23 protein-coding genes are annotated in these 24,195 nt (G+C 61.8%); 15 read left to right on the top strand and 8 right to left on the bottom strand.

Translation table 11 applies throughout. The features are described from left to right. Positions 1–88 precede the first annotated feature (88 nt). Positions 89–319: a DUF1127 domain-containing protein gene (locus tag FHX14_RS17330; RefSeq protein WP_184377898.1), complete on the bottom strand. Its 231-nt coding sequence runs from the start codon at positions 317–319 to the stop codon at positions 89–91. A gap of 22 nt (positions 320–341) precedes the next feature. Between FHX14_RS17330 and FHX14_RS17325 the strand changes: the two genes are divergently transcribed. The 3 genes from FHX14_RS17325 (at position 342) to rpsI (ending at position 2,556) form a co-directional block, all read left to right on the top strand. After that, positions 342–1,292 (top strand): LysR family transcriptional regulator, encoded by a 951-nt coding sequence (locus FHX14_RS17325; RefSeq protein ID WP_184377897.1) that lies wholly within the window; start codon positions 342–344, stop codon positions 1,290–1,292. A gap of 329 nt (positions 1,293–1,621) precedes the next feature. After that, positions 1,622–2,086, top strand: a complete 465-nt coding sequence (gene rplM, locus FHX14_RS17320) for a 50S ribosomal protein L13 (protein ID WP_003573970.1) — start codon at positions 1,622–1,624, stop codon at positions 2,084–2,086. Between the two features lie 2 nt (positions 2,087–2,088). Beyond that, complete coding sequence (gene rpsI, locus FHX14_RS17315) at positions 2,089–2,556, top strand: 30S ribosomal protein S9 (protein WP_003587370.1); 468 nt, start codon at positions 2,089–2,091, stop codon at positions 2,554–2,556. A 53-nt stretch (positions 2,557–2,609) separates the two neighbouring features. Here rpsI and FHX14_RS17310 read toward each other — a convergent pair whose 3' ends face one another. After that, on the bottom strand, positions 2,610–2,867 hold the full coding sequence (locus FHX14_RS17310) for a hypothetical protein (protein WP_184377896.1): 258 nt from the start codon (positions 2,865–2,867) through the stop codon (positions 2,610–2,612). Here FHX14_RS17310 and cml point away from each other — a divergent pair. From cml to FHX14_RS17290, 4 genes are all read left to right on the top strand, one after another. After that, positions 2,866–4,050 carry a CmlA/FloR family chloramphenicol efflux MFS transporter gene (gene cml / locus FHX14_RS17305; protein WP_184377895.1) on the top strand — a complete coding sequence of 395 codons (1,185 nt, stop codon included), beginning with the start codon at positions 2,866–2,868 and terminating at the stop codon, positions 4,048–4,050. The genes FHX14_RS17310 and cml overlap by 2 nt on opposite strands. Positions 4,051–4,309: 259 nt before the next feature. Next, entirely contained in the window at positions 4,310–5,272 is a 963-nt protein-coding gene (gene speB / locus FHX14_RS17300) for an agmatinase (RefSeq protein ID WP_184377894.1), read from the top strand. A 58-nt stretch (positions 5,273–5,330) separates the two neighbouring features. Then, on the top strand, positions 5,331–6,263 hold the full coding sequence (argC, locus tag FHX14_RS17295; RefSeq protein ID WP_003587373.1) for an N-acetyl-gamma-glutamyl-phosphate reductase: 933 nt from the start codon (positions 5,331–5,333) through the stop codon (positions 6,261–6,263). A 4-nt stretch (positions 6,264–6,267) separates the two neighbouring features. Next, a complete protein-coding gene (locus FHX14_RS17290) occupies positions 6,268–7,059 on the top strand; it encodes a sulfite exporter TauE/SafE family protein (protein WP_003587374.1) in 792 nt (263 codons plus the stop codon). A gap of 19 nt (positions 7,060–7,078) precedes the next feature. Here the strand turns inward: FHX14_RS17290 and FHX14_RS17285 are convergent, their stop codons facing one another. Continuing rightward, a complete protein-coding gene (locus FHX14_RS17285) occupies positions 7,079–8,182 on the bottom strand; it encodes a COX15/CtaA family protein (protein WP_184377893.1) in 1,104 nt (367 codons plus the stop codon). A gap of 115 nt (positions 8,183–8,297) precedes the next feature. On the opposite strand from FHX14_RS17285, the gene FHX14_RS17280 reads away from it, so the two are divergent. After that, positions 8,298–8,507, top strand: a complete 210-nt coding sequence (locus FHX14_RS17280; RefSeq protein WP_184377892.1) for a DUF2842 domain-containing protein — start codon at positions 8,298–8,300, stop codon at positions 8,505–8,507. A 118-nt stretch (positions 8,508–8,625) separates the two neighbouring features. Then, positions 8,626–9,867 (top strand): GNAT family N-acetyltransferase, encoded by a 1,242-nt coding sequence (locus tag FHX14_RS17275; protein WP_184377891.1) that lies wholly within the window; start codon positions 8,626–8,628, stop codon positions 9,865–9,867. Between the two features lie 4 nt (positions 9,868–9,871). On the opposite strand, the gene FHX14_RS17270 is transcribed toward FHX14_RS17275, so the two are convergent. Then, a complete protein-coding gene (locus tag FHX14_RS17270; RefSeq protein WP_184377890.1) occupies positions 9,872–12,046 on the bottom strand; it encodes a Wzz/FepE/Etk N-terminal domain-containing protein in 2,175 nt (724 codons plus the stop codon). Between the two features lie 191 nt (positions 12,047–12,237). Here FHX14_RS17270 and FHX14_RS17265 point away from each other — a divergent pair, with 191 nt between their 5' ends. The 4 genes from FHX14_RS17265 to FHX14_RS17250 are packed head-to-tail and all read left to right on the top strand — an operon-like array spanning position 12,238 to position 16,835. Further along, positions 12,238–12,813, top strand: coding sequence for a polysaccharide biosynthesis/export family protein (locus FHX14_RS17265; protein ID WP_003573986.1), 576 nt, complete (start codon positions 12,238–12,240; stop codon positions 12,811–12,813). A 3-nt stretch (positions 12,814–12,816) separates the two neighbouring features. Further along, a complete protein-coding gene (locus tag FHX14_RS17260) occupies positions 12,817–13,986 on the top strand; it encodes a glycosyltransferase family 4 protein (RefSeq protein WP_054181855.1) in 1,170 nt (389 codons plus the stop codon). A gap of 54 nt (positions 13,987–14,040) precedes the next feature. Continuing rightward, a complete protein-coding gene (locus FHX14_RS17255) occupies positions 14,041–15,606 on the top strand; it encodes an undecaprenyl-phosphate glucose phosphotransferase (RefSeq protein ID WP_184377889.1) in 1,566 nt (521 codons plus the stop codon). Beyond that, positions 15,603–16,835 carry an O-antigen ligase family protein gene (locus tag FHX14_RS17250; protein WP_054181853.1) on the top strand — a complete coding sequence of 411 codons (1,233 nt, stop codon included), beginning with the start codon at positions 15,603–15,605 and terminating at the stop codon, positions 16,833–16,835. The genes FHX14_RS17255 and FHX14_RS17250 overlap by 4 nt, the downstream gene beginning before the upstream one ends. Before the next feature lie 19 nt (positions 16,836–16,854). Here FHX14_RS17250 and FHX14_RS17245 read toward each other — a convergent pair whose 3' ends face one another. The 3 genes from FHX14_RS17245 to FHX14_RS17235 all read right to left on the bottom strand — a co-directional run bounded on the left by FHX14_RS17245 (position 16,855) and on the right by FHX14_RS17235 (position 20,044). Then, entirely contained in the window at positions 16,855–17,685 is an 831-nt protein-coding gene (locus FHX14_RS17245) for a carbohydrate ABC transporter permease (RefSeq protein WP_184377888.1), read from the bottom strand. Next, the gene (locus tag FHX14_RS17240; RefSeq protein WP_184377887.1) at positions 17,685–18,578 is read right to left on the bottom strand and encodes a sugar ABC transporter permease; all 894 of its coding nucleotides are present in this window, start codon (positions 18,576–18,578) and stop codon (positions 17,685–17,687) included. Before FHX14_RS17240 ends, FHX14_RS17245 begins: the two co-directional genes overlap by 1 nt. Positions 18,579–18,709: 131 nt before the next feature. Next, positions 18,710–20,044 (bottom strand): extracellular solute-binding protein, encoded by a 1,335-nt coding sequence (locus FHX14_RS17235; protein WP_184377886.1) that lies wholly within the window; start codon positions 20,042–20,044, stop codon positions 18,710–18,712. A gap of 176 nt (positions 20,045–20,220) precedes the next feature. Here FHX14_RS17235 and FHX14_RS17230 point away from each other — a divergent pair, with 176 nt between their 5' ends. Continuing rightward, positions 20,221–20,835 carry a GNAT family N-acetyltransferase gene (locus FHX14_RS17230; protein WP_184377885.1) on the top strand — a complete coding sequence of 205 codons (615 nt, stop codon included), beginning with the start codon at positions 20,221–20,223 and terminating at the stop codon, positions 20,833–20,835. A gap of 20 nt (positions 20,836–20,855) precedes the next feature. Here FHX14_RS17230 and FHX14_RS17225 read toward each other — a convergent pair whose 3' ends face one another. Further along, positions 20,856–22,613, bottom strand: coding sequence for a glycogen debranching protein (locus FHX14_RS17225; protein WP_184377884.1), 1,758 nt, complete (start codon positions 22,611–22,613; stop codon positions 20,856–20,858). A gap of 360 nt (positions 22,614–22,973) precedes the next feature. Here FHX14_RS17225 and FHX14_RS17220 point away from each other — a divergent pair, with 360 nt between their 5' ends. Then, positions 22,974–24,155, top strand: coding sequence for an ROK family transcriptional regulator (locus FHX14_RS17220; RefSeq protein ID WP_054181847.1), 1,182 nt, complete (start codon positions 22,974–22,976; stop codon positions 24,153–24,155). Positions 24,156–24,195: the final 40 nt, after the last annotated feature.

Below are 24,195 nucleotides of genomic sequence, written 5' to 3'. Positions count from 1 at the left end.
CCCTACGCTCGATTTCCAGACGGACGTATTGCCACAAGGCGCCGGCAATTTCGAGCGGGATCAGCGCTTTCCGCTGAGGCGGCAGCCGTTACGACCAAAACCAGGACTTTGCTGTCTCTACCCTCGCCTGCGCACGGGTCAGGCCGACATCGCGAAGCTCGTCGTCTGTGAGATCGCACAGTATCCGGCGGCTGCGGCGCTTTTCCAGCCGATAGTCGACCGCCGCCAGTAGCCGCCTACCCCAGCGCGCCGTTGCGCGAAATTTCGACCGAACGATATCGCGCGGCGTCTCGAGTCTCTCGCTCAATTCCAGGGCCATCTCGTCTTCCTTTCTTGGGTGGATGAAAGATGCGCTGGAGAATGCCGCGAAGGAAGCTTATGGATATTATGAGAAGCATAAGGATTTCTTTGGTATGGCGCTCAACCTCGATCAGCTCGCAACCTTCGTCAACGTCGCCGATCTCGGCAGCTTTACGGCGGCCGCCGACAAGGAAGGGCTGACGCAGCCGGCCGTCAGCCTGCAGGTCAAGGGTCTCGAACAGCGGCTCGGCGTCCGGCTGATCGAGCGCGTCGGACGGCGGGCGCAGCCGACCGCAGCAGGCCTCGAACTGCTGGCGCATTCAAGACGGTTGCTGCAGGACGCGGCCGCCGCCGAGGAAGCGATGATGCCGCACAGGGATGGCGCCAGCGGCCGCGTGCGCATCGGCAGTGGCGGCACCGCGTCGATCCACTTGCTTCCTCGCGCCATCGCCGCCGCCCGCCAATCCATGCCAGGCCTCGAAATCACCGTCCATATCGGCAATGCCGACGACATCTTGCGCGATCTGGAGGCCAACAGCCTCGATATCGCCGTCATCGCGCTGCCGGCCTCAGGACGAAACCTCGAGATCGAACCCTTCTACGAGGAGGAATTGCTCGCCGTCGCGCCCGCCGGCAGCCGCATGCCCGATGGCGGACCGGACGCCGCTTTCATGCGCGACAGGACGCTGTTGCTTTACGAGGGCGGCAATACGAGGCGGGCAATCGACGCGTGGCTGGCCGCACCGGACACCCGGGTCCGGCCGGCCATGGAGTTCGGCAGCATTGAGGCGATCAAGGAACTGGTGGCCGTCGGGCTCGGCTGGTCGATCCTGCCGGGGCTGGCGGTGAAGCGCGATCGCGCCGGGCTGGTGACGACATCATCGCTGCAGCCGAAGCTCACGCGCCGCCTGGGCATGGTTCTGCGGCGGGACAAACATCTGACCCGCGGCCTTCGCGAAATGATGAAATGCCTGCGCGCGTTCGAGGGTTAGCGGCTGCTTTCGACCGTGGCACGCTGCTTGAAGTCCGGCAGGTTCAAGCCCGCCACGGGCGACGCGAAAACGTCCGATACGCCAGCTTCCAGCCAATTTATGTGAGGTAGCATAATACCATACATTTAACCAATTGTTTTTGCTGGTAATTTTTTCTAGGCACCGAGGAAGTCGATGTTGACCCCATGTCACATTCCCTTTATACACCGCGCCAGAACGCAGCCTGTCCGGGCTGCTTTCTTTTTGGCATGCCGCAAGCCTGTCAATCCAAGCAACAAGAAACGCCCTTCAAGCCCTCGGGCCAAGGGTCTCAAAAGAGAGTATTCACTATGGCAACCTTCTCCCAGAAGCCTGCAGAGGTGGAGAAGAAGTGGGTGATCATCGACGCCGAAGGGCTGGTCGTTGGCCGTCTCGCTTCCATCATCGCTATGCGCCTGCGCGGCAAGCACAAGGCAACCTTCACGCCCCACGTTGACGACGGCGACAATGTCATCGTCATCAATGCCGACAAGGTCGTTTTCACCGGCAAGAAGTATTCCGACAAGGTTTACTACTGGCACACCGGTTTTGCCGGCGGCATCAAGGAACGCACCGCGCGCCAGATCATCGAAGGCCGCTTCCCGGAGCGCGTCCTCGAAAAGGCCGTCGAACGCATGGTTCCGCGTGGCCCGCTCGGCCGTCGCCAGATGAAGAACCTGCGCGTCTACGCCGGCTCCAACCATCCCCATGAAGCCCAGCAGCCGGTCGCCCTCGACGTTGCCGTGCTCAACAAAAAGAATGTAAGGAGCGCCTGATCATGGCTGACCTCTCCTCCCTGAAGGATCTCGGCACGGCTACCGAAGCTGCTGCTCCGGCCCACGTCCGCAAGGTCGATTCGCTCGGCCGCTCCTACGCGACCGGCAAGCGCAAGAACGCCGTCGCCCGCGTCTGGGTCAAGCCGGGCTCCGGCAAGATCATCGTCAACGGCAAGGAATTCGCGGAATATTTCGCACGTCCGGTGCTGCAGATGATCCTGCGCCAGCCGATCGTTGCGGCTGCCCGTGACGGCCAGTTCGACATCGTCGCAACCGTCGCTGGCGGCGGCCTCTCCGGCCAGGCCGGTGCCGTTCGCCACGGCCTGTCCAAGGCGCTCACCTACTTCGAACCGGGCCTGCGCTCGGTGCTGAAGAAGGGCGGCTTCCTGACCCGCGACAGCCGCGTCGTCGAACGTAAGAAGTACGGCAAGGCAAAGGCCCGCCGCTCCTTCCAGTTCTCCAAGCGTTAATCGCTTCGGACAGACGGGATTTACGAAGGCCGGGGAAACCCGGCCTTTTTGTTTTACGCGAAGAAGATTCTTGGGCTCGCCTGCAGCGGCACGCCATTGCCGCATTCCGGCTCCGCTGGTAGACATCGGGTAAAGCGCTTCGGGAACGCGCGAAGCTGCAGCCAAGGTCGCATTATGGGAACTACAAAATCCGCAGACAAGTAAGCCGCAACAACTTTGCGCTGTTGTTGCGGCATCTGTCCGACCAAATCCGATCCTGATGAAAAGACAGATCGCCGCCGAATGAAATCATTTGAGCGGATCTTACCCATGTCTTATCCGAAAATTCCGTCCTGGACGTATTCCGTCCCGGCGACGTTGTTGCTGATGGCGCCTTTCGACATCCTGGCCTCGCTTGCCATGGACATCTACCTGCCGGTCGTGCCGACCATGCCGCAGGCGCTCGGCACCTCGCCGGCCGTCATTCAATTGACCCTTAGCCTTTACATGCTTGTGCTTGGCGTCGGGCAGATCGTCTTTGGACCCATCTCCGATATCGTCGGGCGGCGGCCGGTTCTGCTCGGTGGGGCGGCACTCTTTGCCGTTTCCTCCTTCCTGCTTGCCGGCTCCTCCTCGGCACCGCTCTTCGTGGCCTTGAGGTTGCTGCAGGCCATCGGCGCGTCCGCATCAATGGTCGCAACTTTCGCAACCGTGCGTGACGTTTACGCCGGGCGTCCTGAAAGCAGCACGATCTATGGCCTTCTCGGCTCCATCCTCTCCTTCGTGCCTGCATTGGGCCCGATCGCCGGGGCCTTGATCGCCGATCATCTCGGCTGGCGGGCCATCTTCTTCTTCATCGGCCTGCTATCGGTCGCCACCCTTTTCAACGCCGGCATGCGGTGGCATGAAACCCGCCCCGCCGCCGCCGCGAAGATCGCTCTGCGCCCGATCCTGACCAGCTTTCCCTTCTGGGTCTATACAGTCGGCTTCAGCACGGCGATGGGCGCCTTCTTCGTCTTTTTCTCAACGGCACCCCGGATCCTGATCGATAAAGCCGGCTTCTCCGGTATCGGCTTCAGCGTCGCATTTGCCACGGTGGCGCTGGTGATGATCGTGACGGCGCGGTTCGCCAAACGCTTCGTCATGCACTGGGGCATCGCAGGCAGCCTTGCCAGAGGCATGGTAATGCTGCTTTTCGGCGCCGTGCTGCTTGTCTTTGGGGAGTTGGTTCTGCAACCTTCGCTTCTCAGCTTCGTCATGCCGATGTGGGTCATCGCGATCGGCATCGTCCTTGCCACCGCGGTCACCGCCAACGGTGCGCTCGACGCCTTTGGTGACATGGCAGGCACGGCGGTCGCATTCTATTCCTGCTTCCAGAGCATCATCGTCGGCTTTGCCGGAACTTTGTTCGTGCTTTTTCTCGGCGGCGACAGCGCCTTGCCGCTCGTGGGCTATGTCTGCGTGACCGCGCTGACAACGCTTTTCGGATTGTGGTCTCTGCACGAACCGGCCTGACCAGCAGACAGCAAAGGCGGCCGCTCGAAAGCCAGGAGCGGCCGTCAAGCGAAGCATCGCTTGAAATCTCGCCCCACCTCGCCTACCCCTTTCCTGCCCCGAAAGGAAACATCGGTTCCTTTCGGGAGATCAGGCAAACCTGACCGTCCGGAGCAGCCTATTTCGTCGCCCGGCGGTTTGGTCGTGACCGGTGACCGGCCGATATAAGGCCGACATCGAACGCGACTATGGTTCAGCGCCCATAGAGAAGGAGCCCCTCTTGGCGAACAAGTCCATTGATCATGCCTTCACGGCGACCAGCCTCACTTCCGCCGCCAGCGACCCGACCTTTGCCGGCGCGCTGTCTTTCATGCGCCGCCGCTTCACCAAGGAGCTCGCCGGCGTCGACGTGGCCGTCTGGGGCATTCCCTTCGATGCGGCAACCTCGAACAGGCCAGGTACGCGCTTCGGGCCGCAGGCGATCCGCCGCGCTTCGGCAATCTTCGACAATGATGCGCAATATCCTTTCAACCGCGATCTGTTCGCCGAGATGGCCGTGATCGACTACGGCGATTGCCTGCTCGACTACGGCAATCATCAGGACACGCCCGATGCCATCGAGCGCCAGGCGAACGTCATTCTCGACAGCGGCGCCTTTCTGCTGACGCTCGGCGGCGATCACTATGTCACCTGGCCGCTGCTGAAAGCCCATACGGCAAACCACGGGCCGCTCGCGCTCGTGCAGTTCGACGCGCACCAGGACACCTGGTTCGACGAAGACCGGCGCATCGACCACGGCTCCTTCGTGGCACGCGCCGCCCGCGAGGGTATCATCGATCCCGACCGCTCGATCCAGATCGGCATCCGCACCCATGCGCCGGAGGATTTCGGCGTCAATATACTCTACGGCCATCAGGTCGAGGAGATGAGTGCCGGCGACATCGCCTCGGCGATCATCTCACATACGCGCGGCGCACCTGCCTATCTTACCTTCGATATCGATTGCCTTGATCCGGCCTTTGCGCCGGGCACCGGCACACCGGTTGCCGGTGGACCGTCGAGCGCCAAGATCCTCTCGGTGCTGCAGCGCCTGCACCAGCTCGATATCCGCGGCGCCGATGTCGTCGAGGTATCGCCGCCTTACGATCATGCCGATATCACCGCCATTGCGGGGGCAACGGTGGCGATGTATATGCTGGGGCTTCATGCCGAGCGACGCGCCATCGCCGTGTCACAAGGCTGACCTATTATCCCAAAATGAATCCGGAAACCTTCTGAACCCATTGAAAGCGCAGGTTAACATGGCACCGAAAATCTTCATCGACGGCGAACACGGCACGACGGGTCTGCAGATCCGCACGCGCATGGCCGGCCGCCGCGATGTCGAGCTTCTGTCCATTCCCGAAGCCGAGCGGCGCAACGCCGCTATGCGCGAGGACATGCTGAACAGCGCCGATATCGCCATTCTCTGCCTGCCCGACGACGCCTCCAAAGAAGCGGTTCAGATGGTTTCCGCCAACAACAATGTCCGCGTCATCGACACCTCGACCGCCTTCCGCGTCAATCCCGGCTGGGCCTATGGCTTTGCCGAAATGGACGGCGCACAGGCCGACAGGATCAAGGCCGCGCGTTTCGTTGCCAATCCCGGCTGCTATCCGACAGGCGCGATCGGCCTGATCCGGCCGCTGCGGGCAGCCGGCCTCCTGCCGGATGGTTACCCGGTGACGGTCAACGCCGTTTCCGGCTATACCGGCGGCGGCAAGCAGATGATCGCGCAGATGGAAAATCCGGATCACCCGGATGCGATCACCGCACCGCATTTCCTCTACGGCCTGCCGCTCACCCATAAACATGTGCCTGAAATGACCGTGCACGGCCTGCTTGACCGTGCGCCGATCTTCTCGCCTTCAGTCGGCAAGTTCGCGCAGGGCATGATCGTGCAGGTGCCGCTGCATCTCGACGATCTCGCCGAGGGCACGACGATGGAGAGCATCCATGCCGCCCTCGTCGCCCATTATGCCGGCCAGGACATCGTCACCGTCGTGCCGCTTGCCGAAAGCAAGGCGCTCCCCCGCGTCAACGCCGTCGAGCTTGAAGGCAAGGACACGATGAAGCTCTTCGTCTTCGGCACGCCCGGCGCGTCGCAGGTCAATCTGGTAGCGCTGCTCGACAATCTCGGCAAGGGCGCCTCGGGTGCCGCGGTGCAGAACATGGACCTGATGCTCGCCTCCTGACGTCATGACGCTCGATGCGCTTTTCGCCGGCGTGCACGCCTGGTTTGCCGCCGCCCTGCCCGACCATGGGATCTATGCGCTGATGGCGTTTGCCTTCATCGCCGGGCTCGCCCGCGGCTTTTCGGGCTTCGGCGCCGCATTGATCTTCATTCCGCTTGCCGGCGCGATCGTCGGGCCGAAGCTGGTTTCGCCGATCCTGCTCGTCATCGACGGCATTGCCACATTGGGCATGATCCCGCCCGCCTGGCGCGGGGCCAACCGGCCCGAGGTCTTCGTCATGGCGGCCGGGGCCGCACTCGGCGTGCCGAGCGGCACGGCGATGCTGGCGCTGCTCGACCCGCTGCTGCTACGCTGGAGCATCACCATCATCGCCATCGCCCTGCTCGCGCTTCTCGCATCGGGATGGCGCTATCACGGGGCGCCTTCGGCACCGCTCAGCAGCGGCGTCGGCCTGATCGCCGGGCTTTTCAGCGGCGCCGCGCAGCTTGGCGGCCCACCTGTCGTCGCTTACTGGCTTGGCGGCAAGAGCGACTTCACGCGCGTCAGAGCGAATGTCGTGCTCTATTTCTCGATCTCGTCCGTCTTCAGCGCTATCAGCTATTACGTCGGCGGATTGTTCGTGCCTGCCGTCTTCGCGCTGACCGCCGTCATCCTGCCGAGTTACGCGGTCGGGCTCTACGGCGGCTCGAAACTGTTCGGGCTCGCCGAGGAACGGACCTTCCGAATCGCCTGCTACATCCTGATCGCCGCCGCGGCCATCATCGGCATGCCACTGCTCGATGGCGTGCTGCGTTAGACTGACTTACGACACCGCTTCAGCCGCGCTCCGCGATTGCGGTGGCGTGCGGGTATTCGCCGTAAAAACCGCGCCAGTTGGCGATGGCGAAACCGAAAACCACCAGGGCGCCGGCCTGATGCAGCAGGCCCCAGTGAAGCGGCACCTGCATCAGCAGCGTGGCGATGCCGATCGCCGCCTGCAGCGTCACCAGTGAGAAAAGCACGACGGCGCGCCGGGCATGGGTGGTCCAGGGGGCGGCGCGAAGCGCGATCACCATGTTGATCAAGGTCAATGCGAAGAGCGTATAGGCGCCGATGCGGTGGATGAACTGCACCGTCTTCGGGTTCTCGAAGGCATTGATCCAGAAGGGCTGCTGGATCAAGAGATCCGACGGGATGACGGCGCCGTCCATCAGCGGCCAGGTATTGTAGGAAAAACCGGCGTCGAGCCCTGCCACCAGCGCGCCGAGATAGATCTGGAACAGCGCGAAGATGGCGATCGCGGCGGCAAAACCGCGCGAGCTGCGGGCCGGCGCCGGATCGTTGGAATGCGGGGAGAGCCCGCGCATGATCCACATGCAGCCGGCAAAGATCAGGCAGGCCATGACCAAATGCGTCGCCAGCCTGTACTGGCTGACGTCGGTGCGGACGGACAGGCCCGAGGACACCATCCACCAGCCGATAAAACCCTGCAGGCCGCCGAGCGCCAGGATGCCGACGAGCGGCCAGCGCAGGCGCTTTTCGATCCGCCCCGTCAGCCAGAAATAGAGGAGCGGCAACGCGAAGATCACGCCGATGCCGCGGGCGATCAGCCGGTGGGCCCATTCCCACCAGAAAATGCCCTTGAACTCGTCGACTGTCATGGAATTGTTCAATTGCTGAAATTCCGGAATGCGCTGGTAGAGGCGGAATTCCTCCTCCCATTCGGCAGCCGACAGCGGCGGGATGACGCCATGGATCGGTTTCCACTCGGTGATCGACAGGCCGGAATTGGTCAGCCGCGTGGCGCCGCCGACGAGCACGAGACAGAAGAGCGCCAAGAGCACGAAACCAAGCCAGAAGCGCAAGGCGCGGCGGTCGCGGTTTTGCTTGCGCACTTCGCTCAGGATCGCCTGTTCCGTGGTCGGGTTTGCGACGGCCATGATGTCTCCTTCTATCAGGCAGTTGATTTGCCCCACCGGCTCATGCAAAACAAGCCCCGAACCTTTGCGGCATGCCGTCGCGCCGGTCCGCCCCGTCCCTGCCGAGAGAAAATTGATGCCCGTCCGCCTCCGCAAATTCATCGGCACGATCCTCATCATCGTGCTCGTGCTGGTCTATGCGCTGGTGGCGAATACGATCGCGGTGGCAACGCTCGGCAACGCGCCCTGGTGGGGGCACCTGCTCTATTTCCTGCTCACCGGTATGCTGTGGGTCTTGCCGGCGATGGTGATCATCAAATGGATGGCCGGACCGCGGCAGCAATAGGCCATTAACGGCCGAATAACCGTGATCGGCGGAAAACCTCGCCCATCGCGTGCGAGTAAACCAAATATACGTCCTGCATTCCTACCTTCCCGTTCAGCATTCTTGACCGGAGAAAACCGTGCAGACGCAAAAGCTCGATGTTCATGAACAGCCGTCTGAGGACGGGGCGCTGGCCCAAACCGCCATTTCGCGCCTGCGCCAGCTGAGCATGAAACTCGCCATGGCCGAAGTCGACATCAGCGTTTTTGACGCGATGCAGCCGCTGGAGGACGACTGGAGGGCGCTGGAGCGCGACAATCTCCAGTCACTGCATCAGAGCTACGACTGGTGCGCCGCCTGGGTGCGCGCCTTTCAGCGGCCGCTGGCGATCCTCAAAGGCACCTATGCCGGTGAGACCGCTTTCATTCTGCCGGTCGAAATCGTCAAGTCGCGGGGGCTTGGCGTGGCGAAGTTCATCGCCGCCGACCACAGCAATATTAATACCGGCCTGTTTTCCCGAAATTTTGCCGAAAGCGGCGGCAGCATCGACGCCGAGAAGTTCGCGGGGCAGCTTCGGCACGCCTTGAAGGGCCGGGCCGATCTGCTGCTGCTGCAGAACATTCCGCTGGAATGGCGGGGACGACAAACCCCGCTTACCGGGCTGCCGATGGTGCAGAACCAGAATCATGCCTATCAGCTGCCGTTCTTTCCGGCTTTCGAGGAGACGCTGAAGCAGCTCAACGCCAAGAACCGGCGCAAGAAATTCCGCGTTCAGTCGAAACGCCTCGAGGCGGCCGGCGGCTTCGAATACCTTGTCCCCGAGGCATCGGAAGAACAGCACCGCCTGCTCGACATCTTCTTCCGACTGAAGAGCGCCCGTTTCGCCAGCCTCGGCCTGCCCGACGTCTTCGCAGACAAGGAAACGCAGGCCTTTCTGCACGGTCTAATCGACATGCGGGATGACGGCAGGCAATATTTCGGGCTGCAGATGCATGTGCTGCGGCTCAAGGGCGAGAATGAGGGCCGGGTCGCCGCGATTTCAGGGATTTCGCGCAAGGGCGACCATATCATCTGCCAGTTCGGCGCGATCGATGAAGAACTCGTGCCGGATACGAGCCCCGGCGAATTCCTCTATTGGCAGACCATCTCGGGATTGCATGGCCAGGGGGTGGCGATGTTCGATTTCGGCCTCGGCGACCAGACCTACAAGCGTTCCTGGGCGCCTGTGGAGACCGCGCATTACGACGTGGTGCTGCCGGTCTCGCCGTTCGGCGTTCTCGCCGGCGCCGCGCACCGGATCGTCACCCGCGGCAAGGCCCATATCAAGGCCCGCCCGAAGCTCTATAAATTTACGCAGAGCATCCGCGCACGCATCGGCTGATCGTTTAAGCGGCCTGGCCGAGCGTCTGCTCAGCCCCTTCCCCGCCCGACATCAGCACGACGCGCTCGTAGCCGGCAGCCTGGAATTCCGTCATCAGGGTCATGAAGATGGTCTCCTCGATCTCCGGCAGGGAGAGGATGATCTCGACATCGCGGCTGCGGGTCAGCCGCGAGACGCCGGCGACATCGGCAGAACCGCATTCGACCACCACGAGGTCATAGGCGGCGGCAAGCGCATCGAGCAGCAGCGACAGACGGTCGACACCGCGCATGGCGCGGCGAACGTCGCTCTGGCCCTGGGGGATCAGATGGGCGTCGGAAAGACGATCGCTGTGGATCGTGTCGCCGAAGGCGGCCTCGCCGCAGAGCAGATCGGTAACACCAGGAACGGCCTGGTCCTCAGCCATCAGTTCCGTGGGGTGGCCGGAACCGGTCATGTCGATCAGGATGACGCGGCGGCCGGCATCGGCGAGCATGCGGGTCAGCAAAACCGTTGCCGCAGAGCCATTGTCACCGGTCGGAGATATTGCGATTGCCAGCGGTGCGCGGCTGCCCGTGAGATATTCCGCAACGGAGGCGACGGAGAATTCATTGTCGTCCTCCGGCAACTCCTCGGCGGCCTCGGTGTCTTCGATCGCATCCGTTTCGTCTTCGTCCCCGACAATGGCGAGCATGCTCGGCTGGATCGGCTTTCTGACGGCAGCGACAACCGGAGCGGCCTGCGGCGCAACCCTCTCCTCGACGAGAGTTTCCGTCTCGATCGTCTCGGGGGCCGCATCGACGGGACGGAGCGCCCGGCCGCTGAAGAGTTCGGCCAGCATGGTGACGATGGCGCTCAGGATCAGCGTGGCGACGGCAGCGACGACGACGATCGGCACCACCTTCGGGAAATAGGGATCGACCGGCTCGATGGCCTTGGAAACGATACGGGCGTCCGCCGGGCTCGAATTGCTGTCGGCGCGGGAAGCCGCCTCGCGGTAGCGCACCAGATAGGTTTCAAGCAGTTGGCGCTGGGCGGTCGCCTCGCGCTCCAGTGCATTGAGGCCGACCTCGTCCTCGCCGGCGCGGGCGCTGTTGGCCTGCACCGTGTCCGACTGGCGCTCAAGCTCGCTCGCCCTCAGATCCGCGACCTTGGACTCGTTCTCGATGCTCGTCAGGATTTTCTGCGTCTCCTGGCGGATCTGGGTGCGGATGTCGGCGAGCTGGGCGCGCAGGCTTTTCAGCCGTGGATGGTTGTTGAGAAGGCTGGTCTGCAGATCCGAGATTTGCGACTGCAGACCGGATTCCGTCGCCTTCAGCCGCTGGATCGCCTGGGACGACATGATGTCAGGTAGCGTGTCGGAGGCTTCGCCCGAAGACAGCGCGTTGCGCACCGCCTGCGCCCTCGCCTCGGCATTGGCCTTGTCGCCGCGCACGCGGGTCAGTTCGGCGGAGATATCGTTCAACTGCTGGGCGGGAAAGGTGGTGGTGCCGTTGGTCTGCAGCAGCCCGTGCGAGGTTCGGTATTCGGCGACCTTCTTTTCGGCTTCGCTGACCTTGCGGCGCAGGCCGTCGATCTCCGGCTCCAGCCAGCGCGTCGCTTCCGAATTGGAATCAAGCTTGGCGCCGCTCTGGGTCGAAAGATAGACATTGGCCATGGCGTTCGGAATGGCGGCAGCGAGCTTCGGGTCCTTCGAGGTGAAACTGATGCCGATGACGCGTGAACCCGGCACCTGGTAGACCTGCAGGCGTTCGACGAAAGCGTCGATCACCCGCTCTTCCGGCGGGTTCTCCATCGGGTTCTTCTTCAGATGCAGCTTCACCATGATACTGCTCATCGCCGAGCCGTTGGCGGCATCGTCGAATTCCGGCAAGTTATAAAGCTTCAGGTCGTTGATGACCTTCTTGAGGAGATCGGCCGATTGCAGCAGCTGCACTTGGCTGGCGATATTCAGCTCATCCATCAGCGGGCCGGCGCCGGCGTCGTTGACCTGCTGGGTGCTGGCGAAGGCCGGCGCCCGGGGTTCGATCAAGATGCGTGTTTCGCTGCGATATTGCGGCGACATAATCTTGGCGCCGGCAAAGGCGATGCCCGCCCCCGCAAGCGTAACCGCCAAAATCCTGAGCCGCCGCGCCCAGACGGCGCGGACCAACTGGCCGAGGTCGATGTCCACATCCTGATCACGCGCTACGCCGGACATGCTCTTACTCCACAACAAATGTGCCGCAAGCGTAAACGACCATGGTAACTCAACGGTTAATGGCAATCTTGCCGAGTAATAAGCGACTGCCTGTGAAGGAACTCAGGAATTTGCAAGCGGCCTTTACCGGGCATTAACCCTAACGGATTGATAACGGCTCTACCGAGTTCATTTTCTGTGAGCACCAACGGATGTCTGTCGTCCAGCCCAAGATCCTTTTGGCCCTGAGCCTTGCAGCCATGACGGCGGCATTGGGCGGCTGCACGACATATAAGCCGGCTCCGAAGGCCTTTAACGAGGCGACCATCCAGCCTTATACGCTGGACAGCGGCGACCGGCTGCGCGTTACCGTCTTCGACCAGCAGAGCCTGACGAATACCTATACCGTGGATCAGGCCGGCTATATCGCCTTTCCCCTCATCGGCCAGGTCCCTGCCCGCGGCCGAACCCTGCAGCAACTCTCGGGCCAGATTGCCCAGAAACTGCAGCAGGGCTATCTTCGCGATCCCGACGTCACCATCGATGTCGATCGCTACCGTTCGATCTTCCTCATGGGCGAAGTCGGCCAACCCGGCCAGTATGCCTATGTCCCCGGCATGACCGTGCAGAACGCCATTGCGGTCGCCGGCGGCTTCACCAGCCGCGCCAACCAGAGCATGGTCGACGTCACCCGCAAAATCAACGGACAGGTGCTGACCGGCCGCATCAACATATCGGGGCCGATCATCGCCGGCGACACGATCTACGTTCGCGAACGGCTTTTCTGAGCGATGGCAACACAGAAGCCGCTCCGCATCCTCCATTGCTTCAGATCGCCGGTCGGCGGAATTTTCCGCCATGTCCGCGATCTGGTCGAGGAGCACAGCAAGGCCGGTCATCAAGTCGGCATCCTCTGCGACAGTTCGACCGGCGGCGATTATGAGGACAGCCTGTTCGACGATATCCGTCCCTATCTGTCGCTCGGCCTGACACGCGTGCCGATCCGGCGTTCGATCAGCCCGTCCGACCTTGCGACGATGTGGGATACATACAAGAAAATCAAAAGTTTGCGGCCGGATGTGCTGCACGGACACGGCGCCAAGGGCGGCGTGCTCGCGCGACTTGCCGGCTCAGCGTTGCGGGTGAACAGGTATCGCGTAGCCCGCCTCTATACCGCGCATGGCGGAAGCCTGCATTATTCGCGTTCCTCGCTCAGCGGACAATTCGTCCTGAGGATGGAGCGCCTGCAGGAATATTTCACCGATGCGCTGGTCTTCATCTGCGAATATGAGCGCGACACTTATGCGCGCAAGGTGGGCAAGCCGCGGACGAAAACCAGACTGATCTACAACGGCATCGCCGAGCGCGATTTCGAGCCGATCCCCACCCGCTCGGATGCCGTGCACTTCATCTATGTGGGTATGCTCCGGGACCTCAAGGGTCCCGATCTGTTTGTCGATGCCTTCGCCAAGACCGAGCGGCTGCTCGGCAGGCCGCTGTCGGCGCTGATGATCGGCGACGGACCGGATCGCGACCGCTACCGCGAGATGATGGTCGAGCGCGGCCTCGGCAAACGTATCGGTATGCTGCCGGCGATGCGGGTCCACGAAGCCTTCTCCATGGCGCAGAACCTCGTCGTTCCCTCGCGCGCCGAAGCCATGCCCTATATCGTGCTCGAGGGGCTCGGGGCCGGGAAGACGATCATCGCCAGCCGTGTCGGCGGCATTCCCGAGGTGCTCGGTGCCGACAGCGCAGCCCTTGTGGAGGCAGGAAATTCCGACGATCTTGCCCGCGTCATGGCGGAGACGCTGAGCACGCCCGACTGGCACGCCAGGACGATGCCGAAGCCCGAGGCGGTAAAGGCGGTTTTTTCCTCGGCCGTCATGGCGCGCGATGTCTTGAAATTGTACCATGAGCTCGTCGATCCGGCCGCCGGACGAGCAATGCCCGCCGCCCCGTAAATATTTCTTAGGGGCTTTCTGGTAATTCGCTTGGTGACAACGAGCGAAAGCCCCATGAACAAGTTGGAAAAAGGCGATCAATTCGACGTGGAAGCACTGCGCAAGCAGGTCTCCGACATCGAGGTGCGCGGCGATGCGGGTCAGGAAAAACCGTCCGACCCGACCGAAATCAATCCCTATGCCCGGCAGATCGCCGAACAGTTCCGTGACGGAACCAAGTCGCCGGTGATCATCATCGGGCAGTTGCGACTGCTGGAATTCCTGGCGCTCTTCGCGATCGCCCTGATCGCCCACTATTTTTGGCCCGGCGACGGCTACGATTCATCGCTGGTGCGGACCGGCATGGCGGCGATCGCCTCGGCACTGACCGTCATCGGCCTGCAGCTTGGCGACACCTACACCATTCCGGCACTTCGGGCCAAGCTGCGGCTGATCCCGCGCATCCTGGGGTCGTGGACGGTCGCGCTCCTCCTGACCGTCGGCCTGTTCGCGCTCGTTCGCGGGAGCACATGGGCGATGGTCGTCGACGCCTATCTGCCCTGGTTTGCGGCTGGCGCGCTGTTCCTGGCGGCCGAACGTTTCCTCGTCGCCTACGGCATCCGTAATTGGGCGCGCAACGGCATCATGGAGCGCCGCGCCGTCATCGTCGGCGGCGGCGAGCCGGCCAAGGAGCTGATCCGTATCCTCGAACAGCAGGATGACAACGACATCCGCATCTGCGGCATCTTCGACGATCGCAGCGAAAAGCGCTCGCCGATCATGGTCGCCGGTTATCCGAAGCTCGGCACCGTGGCCGAACTCGTCGAATTCGTGCGGCTCACGCGCATCGACATGCTGATCATCGCTCTGCCGCTTTCGGCCGAAGCGCGCATCTACGACCTTTTGAAGAAGCTCTGGGTTCTGCCGGTCGATATTCGCCTTGCCGCGCATGCCAACCGGCTGCGCTTCCGGCCGCGCGCCTATTCGCATGTCGGCACGGTGCCGATGCTCGACATTTTCAAGATGCCGATCCGCGACTGGGATTCCGTTGCCAAGCGCGGCTTCGACATCTTCTTCACCGTGATCGCGCTGGCGCTGCTCTGGCCGCTGATGGTCGCGACCGCCATCGCCATCAAGGTGACCTCCGAAGGCCCTGTTTTCTTCATGCAGAAGCGCCACGGCTTCAACAATGAAATCATCAACGTCTTCAAGTTCCGTTCGATGTACACCAACATGTCCGACCCCACGGGCAAGGCTGCGGTGACCAAGGGCGATCCGCGCGTCACCCGCGTCGGCCGCTTCATCCGCAAGACCTCGATCGACGAATTGCCGCAGCTTTTCAACGTGCTGAGGGGCGAGCTCTCGCTGGTCGGCCCGCGCCCGCATGCCGTCCTCGCCCAGGCGCGCGATCGCGCCTTCGGCGATGTCGTCGAAGGCTATTTCGCCCGCCACCGCGTCAAGCCAGGGGTCACTGGCTGGGCGCAGATCAACGGCTGGCGCGGCGAGGTGGACAATGACGAGAAGATCAAGTTCCGCACCGCCTACGACCTCTATTACATCGAGAACTGGTCGCTCTGGTTCGATCTGAAGATCCTGTTCCTGACGCCGATCCGGCTGCTCAACACGGAAAACGCCTATTGAGCGCGATCGAGGCGACATATCCCCGTGTCGCCCAGCCGCAGCGGATGACGCTGCGCCTGATCGGCTCGGCTTTCGTCGCCTTCGGCGTCTTCCTCTCCGGTTTCGTGATCGACGAGCCGGCGCCCTACGAACTCTGGATGGCGGGGCTGATCGGCCTCTGGTTCATCCTGGGCCTGAGGATTTCGCGCAGCGTCGCACCGCTGCTTGCCCTGCTGCTCACCTTCAACATCGGCGGCATGCTGTCGCTGACACAGATGAAGGATCTGGCGACCGGGCCGATGTATATCGCGGTCTCGACCTTCCTGGCGCTGACGGCGGTCTTCTACGCCGCGATCATCGAGGACAGCCACAAGCGGCTGCCGCTGATCTTCAACGCCTGGACCTTCGCCGCCGTCGCCACCTCCGCGCTCGGCATACTCGGTTACTTCCACGCCTTTCCGGGCGCGGAAATCTTCACGCTCTATGACCGCGCCAAGGGCGCTTTCCAAGACCCGAACGTCTTCGGCCCCTTTCTGGTGCCGCCGTCGCTCTATCTCGTCCACGGCATCCTCGTCGGCGACCTGAAGAGATCGCCGCTGAAGGCTCTCGCCCTGCTGGTGCTGGCGCTCGGCATCTTCCTGTCCTTTTCCCGCGCCGCCTGGGGTTTGTTCGCGCTCGGCGTGGGACTGCTGATCTTCATCATGCTGCTCAAGGAGCGCAGCGGCGCCTTTCGCCTCAGGGTGCTGGTGCTGTCGCTGGCGGCGATCATCATGCTGGTCGCCTCGCTGCTGGTGGCGCTGCAGATCCCGAAGGTCGCCGAACTGTTTTCGGCGCGCGCGCAGTTGGTGCAGCAATATGACGGCGAGCATCTCGGCCGCTTCGAGCGTCACCGGATCGGCTTCACTATGATGATGGAGCGCCCGCTCGGCATCGGCCCGCTGGTGTTCGGCACGATGTTTCCCGAGGACGAGCACAATATCTGGCTGAAATCACTCACCACCTATGGCTGGCTCGGCTTCGTCAGCTATGTCGGCATGCTTGTCTGGACGCTGGCGCTCGGCTTCCGATACCTGCTGCTCGACCGGCCGTGGCAGCCCTTCCTGATGATCGCCTGGATCTCGGTCCTCGGCCATGCGACGATCGGCAACGTCATCGATATCGACCATTGGCGCCATGTCTATCTGCTGCTCGGCACGGTCTGGGGCTGCGCAGCCCTTGAAGTGCGCCACAAGCGGGGCCGAAGGGCGTAGCCGCCGGCACGCGGCTCACCTATTTCGTCGCGCCTGCCGTCAGGCCGGCAATAAACCGCCGCTGGAAAACCAGATAGGTCAGAATGAGCGGGAAAATGACGATCACGGCGCCCGCGGTCAGAACCGGCGTGTTGACGGTGTAGCGCCCCTGGAAAAACAGCATGCCGAGCGGCAGCGTCCGATAGGCGTCGTCATTGACCAGGATGAACGGAATGAGAAATTCGTTCCAGGTCCAGATGAACAAGAACAGCGCCAGCGTCGACATTGCCGGTATCATCAGCGGGATAACGATCTTGCGCAGGATATAGAAACGTCCGGCGCCATCAAGCACCGCTGCTTCGAGAACCTCCTCCGGCAATTGCTGCATGGCGCTGGCGAGGAAGATCGTCGAGAACGGTATCGACATGGCGATCTGCGGCACGATGAGAGCGGCATAGGTATTGATCAGCCCGAGATAGCGCATTTCATAATAAAGCGGGATGATGAAGGCTTCCGCTGGCACCATCATGCCAAGTGTCAGGATCGCAAACAGCGTGCGCCGGAGCGGAAATGACAGGTAGGCGAAGGCGAAACCGGTCAGCAGGCCCAAGAAGACGCTGACGGCAACGACGGGTATGACGACGAGGATCGAATTCCAGAAGTAGATGTTGAAATGCCCGGCATTCCAGGCATCGAGGTAATTTTCGAAATGCGGATAGGCCGGAAGGGCGAATGCGCCCTTCAGTACGTCCGCCTTGCTCTTTATCGAGGTCAGCAGCAGCAGCAGGAACGGGGTGATCGTGACGAAAGCGAGAAGCCAGAGGACAATGCGAAGGAACAGCGCGGCGGGGATATTGGACGAACGGCTCATCAAGCCAATCCTTTGCTTCTGGAGCCCACCAGCCGGTGAATTGCATAGTTGATTGCGAATGTCAGCAAGGCGCCGACAATGGCGATGGCGGCCGCGGCGCCGAACCGATTGAGCTCGAAACCGAGCTGATACATGTAGATATTCGGCACGAGCGTCGCGTTGGCGGGTCCGCCCCGGGTCATCGTGAAAATCAGGTCGAAGCTTTTGATCGAGGCTATAACAGTCAGAAGCAGAACCACCCTGATCTCAGGCAGGAGAAGCGGCAGCGTTATCCAGAAAAACGTCTTCCGCGCCGACGCGCCGTCGACCTTGGCGGCGTCGAAGAGTGACGGGTCGATGCGCTGAATTCCGGTGAGGAAGATCACCATGCAAAAACCGAAGAAATACCAGGTCGCGACGATCCCGACCGCGGGAAGCACGAAATTGAAATCCCCGAGCCAGGGTAACGCGAACCGGCCCAATCCTATCGCTCTCAGAAACTGATTGAACGGGCCGAATGCAGGATTGTAGAGCCATGCCCAGATGATGCCCAAGACGGCAGTCGGCATGATGTAAGGCAGGAACAGGAAGGTTCTGAGGGCGAGTTGTTCGCGTTGCTTCAGATTCCAGACACAGGCGGCAAGCGTTATGCCGAGCACGAGCGGCAGGACGCAGTAGAAGATCATCAGCTCGGCATTGTTGCGCAAGGCAATGTAAAAACGGCTGTCGGAAAAGAGATCGGCGTAATTGCCGAGGCCAACCCATCTCGGCATGGTCAGGCCGTCCCAGCTGGTCAGGCTCAAACCCAAGGCGGCGACGATCGGCCCAAAGACAAAGGCCGTATAAAGCAGCAATCCGGGCAATAAATAGATGAAATTGGTCTGGGGCGAGCCATCCAGTGCGGAGCGTTTCATCCAGTACTCCATGAAGCCAAAGCTCTGGTCATCGCGCCGCAAGCCGTCAGCCGGCAGCGCTCATTCTAACGTGATGGATAGGACGCCGGTCGAACCGCCCAGTGAGCGATCGTGACCGGCGTCCGCACTCCTTATTTCTGATCCTTCAAATAGGCCTGATAATCCTTGTCCATGGCATCGACAAAGGCTTCGGGCGTGATCTTGCCGGACAGGAGAAGCGGCGTGTTGTCGTCGATTGTCTTCAGCATCGTCGGGCTCGACCAATCGGGGTAATGGCCGAGCGCATCGTTGGCGTTGAGTGTCTTCCACATCTCGATGCCGGAAGTCAGGAGCGGCGTCAGCTTGGGCTTTGCATCCGCCGGGAGCGACGTTGCAGGAAGATAGCCTGCAGCGGCCCAGCTTTCAGCGGCCTTTTCGGACACCATATAGTCGATGTACTCGCCGGCCAGATCCTGCTTCGCCTTGTCTTTGGCAAGGCTGGTTATCGCCCAGGCAAGATCCACACCGCCGACGCTCATGGGTTTGGCGACACCCTTCGGCGCGGGAATGGCCATGAAGCCGATATCCGGATTGTTTTGCATGTCGCCAAAGTACCAGGTTCCGGAGATCAGAAATGCGCCCTGCCCTGATATGAACAACTGGACGGCGTCGTCACCCGAGATGCCCTCGAAACCGGGGTAGAAATAGCCGCCCTGTGCCCATTTCTGCACGAGTTTGGCTGATTCGATGTTGCCTTTGGTGTTCCAGGAACCGCCCTTGCCGTAGATCAGGTCGTCAAGCTCGGCGCGATTGGCCGCGTCGATATGCGCTTGATCGATAGCGCCGATCATATGCAGGGCAAGATGCTGCTTGGCGGAGCCCATCATGAAGGGCGCAACGCCTTTTTCCTTCAGCTTGTCGAGATCGGCCAACAGTTCCTCGAAGGTCTTCGGCAGCGCCACGCCGGCGTCGTCGAGGATCTTCTTATTGTAGTATAGGCCGACGATCTCGCCGAGACCCGATATGCCGTAGGTCTTGCCGACGCCGAATTTCGCTCCCTCCCAGCGGTCTCTGGCCAGCACGGAATCGGACTGCCGCTTATCCCAGCCATATTTCTTGATGTACTCGTCGACCGGCAGGAGCAAGCCTTCCTTGACCATCGCGCCCATGTCGCCGGCGCCCTGGTTGACCTTGGTGATGACGGGGCCATCACCTGCCGAGACTGCAAGCTTCAGCGTCAGCTTCATGTCATCGAAGGTGCGCGCCGTGCGTTTGATCGTGACGCCGGGATGCGCGGCTTCGAAATCCTTATTCAGCTGCTCGATGACCGCGCTCTGGCCTTCAAAGGTCTGGTCATCCCACACGGCCAGATCGTCGGCCCGGGCGGCGGAAAGGCCGAAACTCACAAGCGCCGCGCCGGCAAGCGCGACAGCTGCTTTCAATCGGTATGCCGGCAGTATGCTGATCGATTTCACGGTTCTGTTCATCTGCTCCACCTCATTGGTTTATTCTCCACTCCCCGTCCGGGCCTCGCACCTGGCGCCGGCCGAACGTTTTCTTCCCCCAGAGCTTTGCCTGGTTGGCGAATCTGAGGTAATCGTCACTGCATCGGCCCCTCTCGCGATCCAGAATGACAAAGCGCCACGCAGGAGGTGGCAAGACGATGGACAGCAACTGCTTCATCCGCCCGGCGATTGAAGCCGATATCGACGCTCTTTTCGACATCTGCCTGAAAACCGCCAATGGCGGCGAAGATGCCAGCGCGCTTTACAGCGACCCGCATCTGCCCGGTTACATCTGGTCGGTACCCTATCTCAAATTTGCCAGAGACTTTGCCTTTGTTCTGGTTCAGGGCAACCGGCCGGTCGGCTATGTCGTCGGGACGCCTGATACCGTCGGGTTCGACCAAGACCTGAAAGCCGCCTGGTGGCCGTTCGTCCGCCAGCAGGTCGCCGGGCTGACGCCCAGCCGTCCGCGCGATGCCGACGTGCTCGAACGAATTCAAAATCCGCGCAGCGGAACGACCTGGCTTCAAGACGACTACCCGGCGCATCTTCACATCAACATTCTTCCCGGACTTCAGGCCGGCGGCTGGGGGCGCAGGATGATCAGCACCGAGCTCGAAGCGCTCCTCAATCACGGGGTCGGAGCGGTGCATCTCGGTGTCGATCCGAACAATGAACGCGCCAGAGGTTTCTACCGTCATCTTGGCTTTTCCGAACTCGAACGTGATGGCTCCGTCGCTTTTGCCATGCGGATCGGTAAGGGATCCGAATAAAACCGACCGAGCCGTCATGCTCATGAGATTGGCTCCGCATTTGCGGCGTCAAGCCCATATTTCAAAACGACCGCCGCCGGCATCGCGCTCCAGCCCTGCAGCAGGGAGCCGCGCCCATAAGGCGGCGAGAAATATTCCACCGCACCGATCCAGCCATTGTCGAGACAGGTTTCCCACCAGCGCGTCAGGGCGTAGCGGGCACCGCCAAGTCCGTGGCGAAGACGTTCTTCGGCATAGGCGCCATCCCAATAGGGCCAGTCCGAGCCATTGTGGTAGCGATAGGAAAACGCCGTCTTAGATCGCAGATCGCTTGGCCGCTTGAAGGGCGGATAGGCGCACATCACGCCCCAGCTGCCATAGGGCTGCTCGTGATTGTTGCGCGTTTCCAGTTGACTTTCAAAGGCTCTCAGCAAGCCAACGGCCTGCTGTTTTGAAATTGCGCCGAACCGCGACAAGGTCAGGCTGTCGAGAGCCAGATGATCCTCGACAAAAGCGCCAGGCGTTCCATAGTCGAGATATCCTCCCGTTGCCGGGACGAAGAGTTTGGCCTCGATCTCCTGGCGGGCAAGACCTGCGGCCTTGCCTGCCCGTTCGGCAAGCGTCGGATCCAGACTGTCGCCGAGCCTTGCCACCGCATCCATGGCGCCGACGAAAAGACCGAGATCATAAGAGACCAGGCCCTCGCGATAGACGTTGTCGGCCCAGTCCCGGTCGTTGCGCGGTTTCAGCGGCAGAACGCTGTCAGGACCGGCCAGGCTGAGATAGCGATCCGCAATTGCCCTGACCGTCGGCCAGTGCGCCTGCACCTCGGCCAGGTCCTTGGTTGCGCTGAAATAGTCGTCGATGAAAAGAATGAAGAAAAGCGGGCTGTCGAAGTGATCGCTCCACCAGTCTTGCGGACGGTTGTGGTATTCTGGAACCGCCTTTTTGTGGGTTTTGGGATTGGCCTTGCTGTCTTCGACAAAGCGCTGCCACGCCTTGGATTGCGCAGGCCCGGTCAAGATCACCCCGCTCGGGGCTTCTCCATCCGGCTGCACGCCCTTGGCAAGCAGCCGGATCTCGTCGCGCACCGCCTCCGGTGCGAGCGTCAAAAGCGGCTGCATCGTCCAATAGCCGTCGCGGTAATAGGTTCGCGCCGGAGCACTATAGGCCTGCCCCGCGGCAAGACCGGCGAAGGCGCCGTTTTCGTCGCGCCTGATGCTGGAAAGCGCGGCATGGACGCCCTGGCTGACCATGCTGCGCATCAGCGGGTCGGCGTCGGGTGCCAGATCGCAACGCGCGACATATTCGGCGGCTTCGGCAATGATCGCTTCGCTGGCGAGGCTGAGAGCCTTCTCGGCTTCGCCTCTGGAGGCGCCGACGGCAATCCGCAAATCGGAACCGAGAATGTCCACAACGAGCACACCCCAGCCCATTTCGGCAGTCTGCCGATGGGGAGCCCGAGTAACCTTCGCGCTTGCGCCTTCCCCATCCGGCTCATGCCACCAGGCGCAACGACGCGCCGGATATAGACCTTGAAGGCGTGCGCCGCTGATCAACATCACCGGCAGCGACTGGGCGACGAATATGCCGCCATGTGTGGAGACCATTCGGTTCGGCGCATAGGTATAAGGGCCAGCGATAGCAGAAAATCTCACGCGCCCCAGACTGCCGGCGCCCCAGAGGGCGAGATCGGCATATCCGTCCGGATGAACATCGGCCTGAAGGCGCGGCGCCATGACCGGCAGTAAAACGCCTTGTTCGGCGGAAAGCTGTCCATCGGTCGAGGGCTTTATCATCGATAATCCCCCCACAACCAAGTTGAAGAGGCCGCAGAACGCGAAAGAGAACAATAGAGGGACGAGCCGGGGCCTGCTCCTCTTCGGGCGGCCTTGGCGAGCGCGCGGCTATCCAGACAATGCGGGTGGCGCATACTTGTCCTCGACCCTCTTTATTTCGTCGCGCATTTCATTGCACGTTGATATCAGCCTACAGGCGACCTCCCGTTTGTCAAGGACATAGACAAATTGCCGATTGGGGTGTACTGAAATCCAATAAGATGACGAAGTTGAGCCGCAGCCATCCTTTTAGCGATGGTTGCGGGTCGAGATCGGCCCTTGATTAGGTATATGCTCCGAACTAATTGGAAGAGCTAGCCGATGGCACCGACACTTTCTGCCACGCAGACGCCCATCGCACGAAAAATCTCAACTCATGCCGTGATCCGGACCGTTTTGGCGAGCGGCTCAATTTCCCGCGCCGACATTGCCAAGCTGACCGGACTGTCGAAACAGACGATTTCCGATGTCGTGCGCGACCTCGAGGATGATGGATGGCTGAAACCTGTCGGCCAGACCGATGGCCGCCCGGGCCGCAATGCGATTACCTATGAACTCAACGCCAGGGCGGGCCTTGCCGTCTCCATCGATCTCGGCGGCACCAAGATCGCCGCGGCGATCTGCGATCTGCTGGGCAACATCATTGCCGAAACCAAAGTGGCCACCGACCCACGCGGGGGAATGCATCTCGTCAATCAGTTCAGCGATCTTATCGTTGAACTGGCGCTTGCAGCCGGAACGACCGCCGACAAGCTCCGTCTCGTGGTTCTCGGCAGTCCCGGCGTGCTCGATCCCGCCACCGGCCATATCAATGTGGCGCCGAATATCCCCGGCATCGATGCGATCAATCTGCGGCAGGTCTTCTCCGACAGAATGGGCATTCCGGTGATCGTCGAAAATGACGTCAACCTCGCCGCGCAAGGCGAAAGATGGCGGGGACACGGTGTCGAAACCGGCAATTTTGCGTTCGTCGCGCTCGGAACGGGCGTCGGCATGGGCATCATCGCCAATGGCGCACTGCTGCGCGGCGCACGGGGCGCGGCCGGCGAGATCGCCTATCTTCCGATCGGCGGCGATGTTTTCGATCCCGGCGGGTTTACGCTCGGGACCTTCGAGAGCGCGGTCGGCAGTGTCGCGATGTTACGCCGCTACACCGGCTTCGGCGGGCGCAACGCCGCCACCGTCGCCGATCTCTTCGCCGCCTTCAATGCGGGAGATACTAGCGCCGTCGCCGCAATCGAAGAGACGGCAAGGCTGGTGGCGCTCGCCATTGCCGCGATCGGAGCGACTCTCGACCCCGAACTGGTGATCACCGGCGGCAGCATCGGCGCAAGACCGGAATTGGTAAACGCCATCCGGGGTTTCCTGCCGCGCTGCACGCCTTATCCGCCGCGCATCGAGATCAGCCGGTTTGGGAACCGGGCGGCCCTCATGGGAGGCATGGGGGTCGCGGTCGAGCGTATGCACGACGATCTGTTCGGCGTGAAGTTGAAGGACGCTTGATCGGCCTGCGCCACTTGAGAACTGCGGTAAATGCGCTAGA

Source organism: Rhizobium sp. BK619, assembly GCF_014195245.1.
GTDB classification, from domain to species: domain Bacteria; phylum Pseudomonadota; class Alphaproteobacteria; order Rhizobiales; family Rhizobiaceae; genus Rhizobium; species Rhizobium acidisoli.
This window is presented reverse-complemented; position numbering and strand designations above follow the sequence as displayed.

Coding starts and splice junctions, on each gene's coding strand:
- FHX14_RS17330 (WP_184377898.1), bottom strand. CDS start 319: ATGGCCCTGGAATTGAGCGAGAGACTCGAGACGCCGCGCGATATCGTT.
- FHX14_RS17325 (WP_184377897.1), top strand. CDS start 342: ATGAAAGATGCGCTGGAGAATGCCGCGAAGGAAGCTTATGGATATTAT.
- rplM (WP_003573970.1), top strand. CDS start 1,622: ATGGCAACCTTCTCCCAGAAGCCTGCAGAGGTGGAGAAGAAGTGGGTG.
- rpsI (WP_003587370.1), top strand. CDS start 2,089: ATGGCTGACCTCTCCTCCCTGAAGGATCTCGGCACGGCTACCGAAGCT.
- cml (WP_184377895.1), top strand. CDS start 2,866: ATGTCTTATCCGAAAATTCCGTCCTGGACGTATTCCGTCCCGGCGACG.
- FHX14_RS17310 (WP_184377896.1), bottom strand. CDS start 2,867: ATGGGTAAGATCCGCTCAAATGATTTCATTCGGCGGCGATCTGTCTTT.
- argC (WP_003587373.1), top strand. CDS start 5,331: ATGGCACCGAAAATCTTCATCGACGGCGAACACGGCACGACGGGTCTG.
- FHX14_RS17290 (WP_003587374.1), top strand. CDS start 6,268: ATGACGCTCGATGCGCTTTTCGCCGGCGTGCACGCCTGGTTTGCCGCC.
- FHX14_RS17285 (WP_184377893.1), bottom strand. CDS start 8,182: ATGGCCGTCGCAAACCCGACCACGGAACAGGCGATCCTGAGCGAAGTG.
- FHX14_RS17280 (WP_184377892.1), top strand. CDS start 8,298: ATGCCCGTCCGCCTCCGCAAATTCATCGGCACGATCCTCATCATCGTG.
- FHX14_RS17270 (WP_184377890.1), bottom strand. CDS start 12,046: ATGTCCGGCGTAGCGCGTGATCAGGATGTGGACATCGACCTCGGCCAG.
- FHX14_RS17265 (WP_003573986.1), top strand. CDS start 12,238: ATGTCTGTCGTCCAGCCCAAGATCCTTTTGGCCCTGAGCCTTGCAGCC.
- FHX14_RS17260 (WP_054181855.1), top strand. CDS start 12,817: ATGGCAACACAGAAGCCGCTCCGCATCCTCCATTGCTTCAGATCGCCG.
- FHX14_RS17255 (WP_184377889.1), top strand. CDS start 14,041: ATGAACAAGTTGGAAAAAGGCGATCAATTCGACGTGGAAGCACTGCGC.
- FHX14_RS17245 (WP_184377888.1), bottom strand. CDS start 17,685: ATGAGCCGTTCGTCCAATATCCCCGCCGCGCTGTTCCTTCGCATTGTC.
- FHX14_RS17240 (WP_184377887.1), bottom strand. CDS start 18,578: ATGAAACGCTCCGCACTGGATGGCTCGCCCCAGACCAATTTCATCTAT.
- FHX14_RS17235 (WP_184377886.1), bottom strand. CDS start 20,044: ATGAACAGAACCGTGAAATCGATCAGCATACTGCCGGCATACCGATTG.
- FHX14_RS17230 (WP_184377885.1), top strand. CDS start 20,221: ATGGACAGCAACTGCTTCATCCGCCCGGCGATTGAAGCCGATATCGAC.
- FHX14_RS17225 (WP_184377884.1), bottom strand. CDS start 22,613: ATGATAAAGCCCTCGACCGATGGACAGCTTTCCGCCGAACAAGGCGTT.
- FHX14_RS17220 (WP_054181847.1), top strand. CDS start 22,974: ATGGCACCGACACTTTCTGCCACGCAGACGCCCATCGCACGAAAAATC.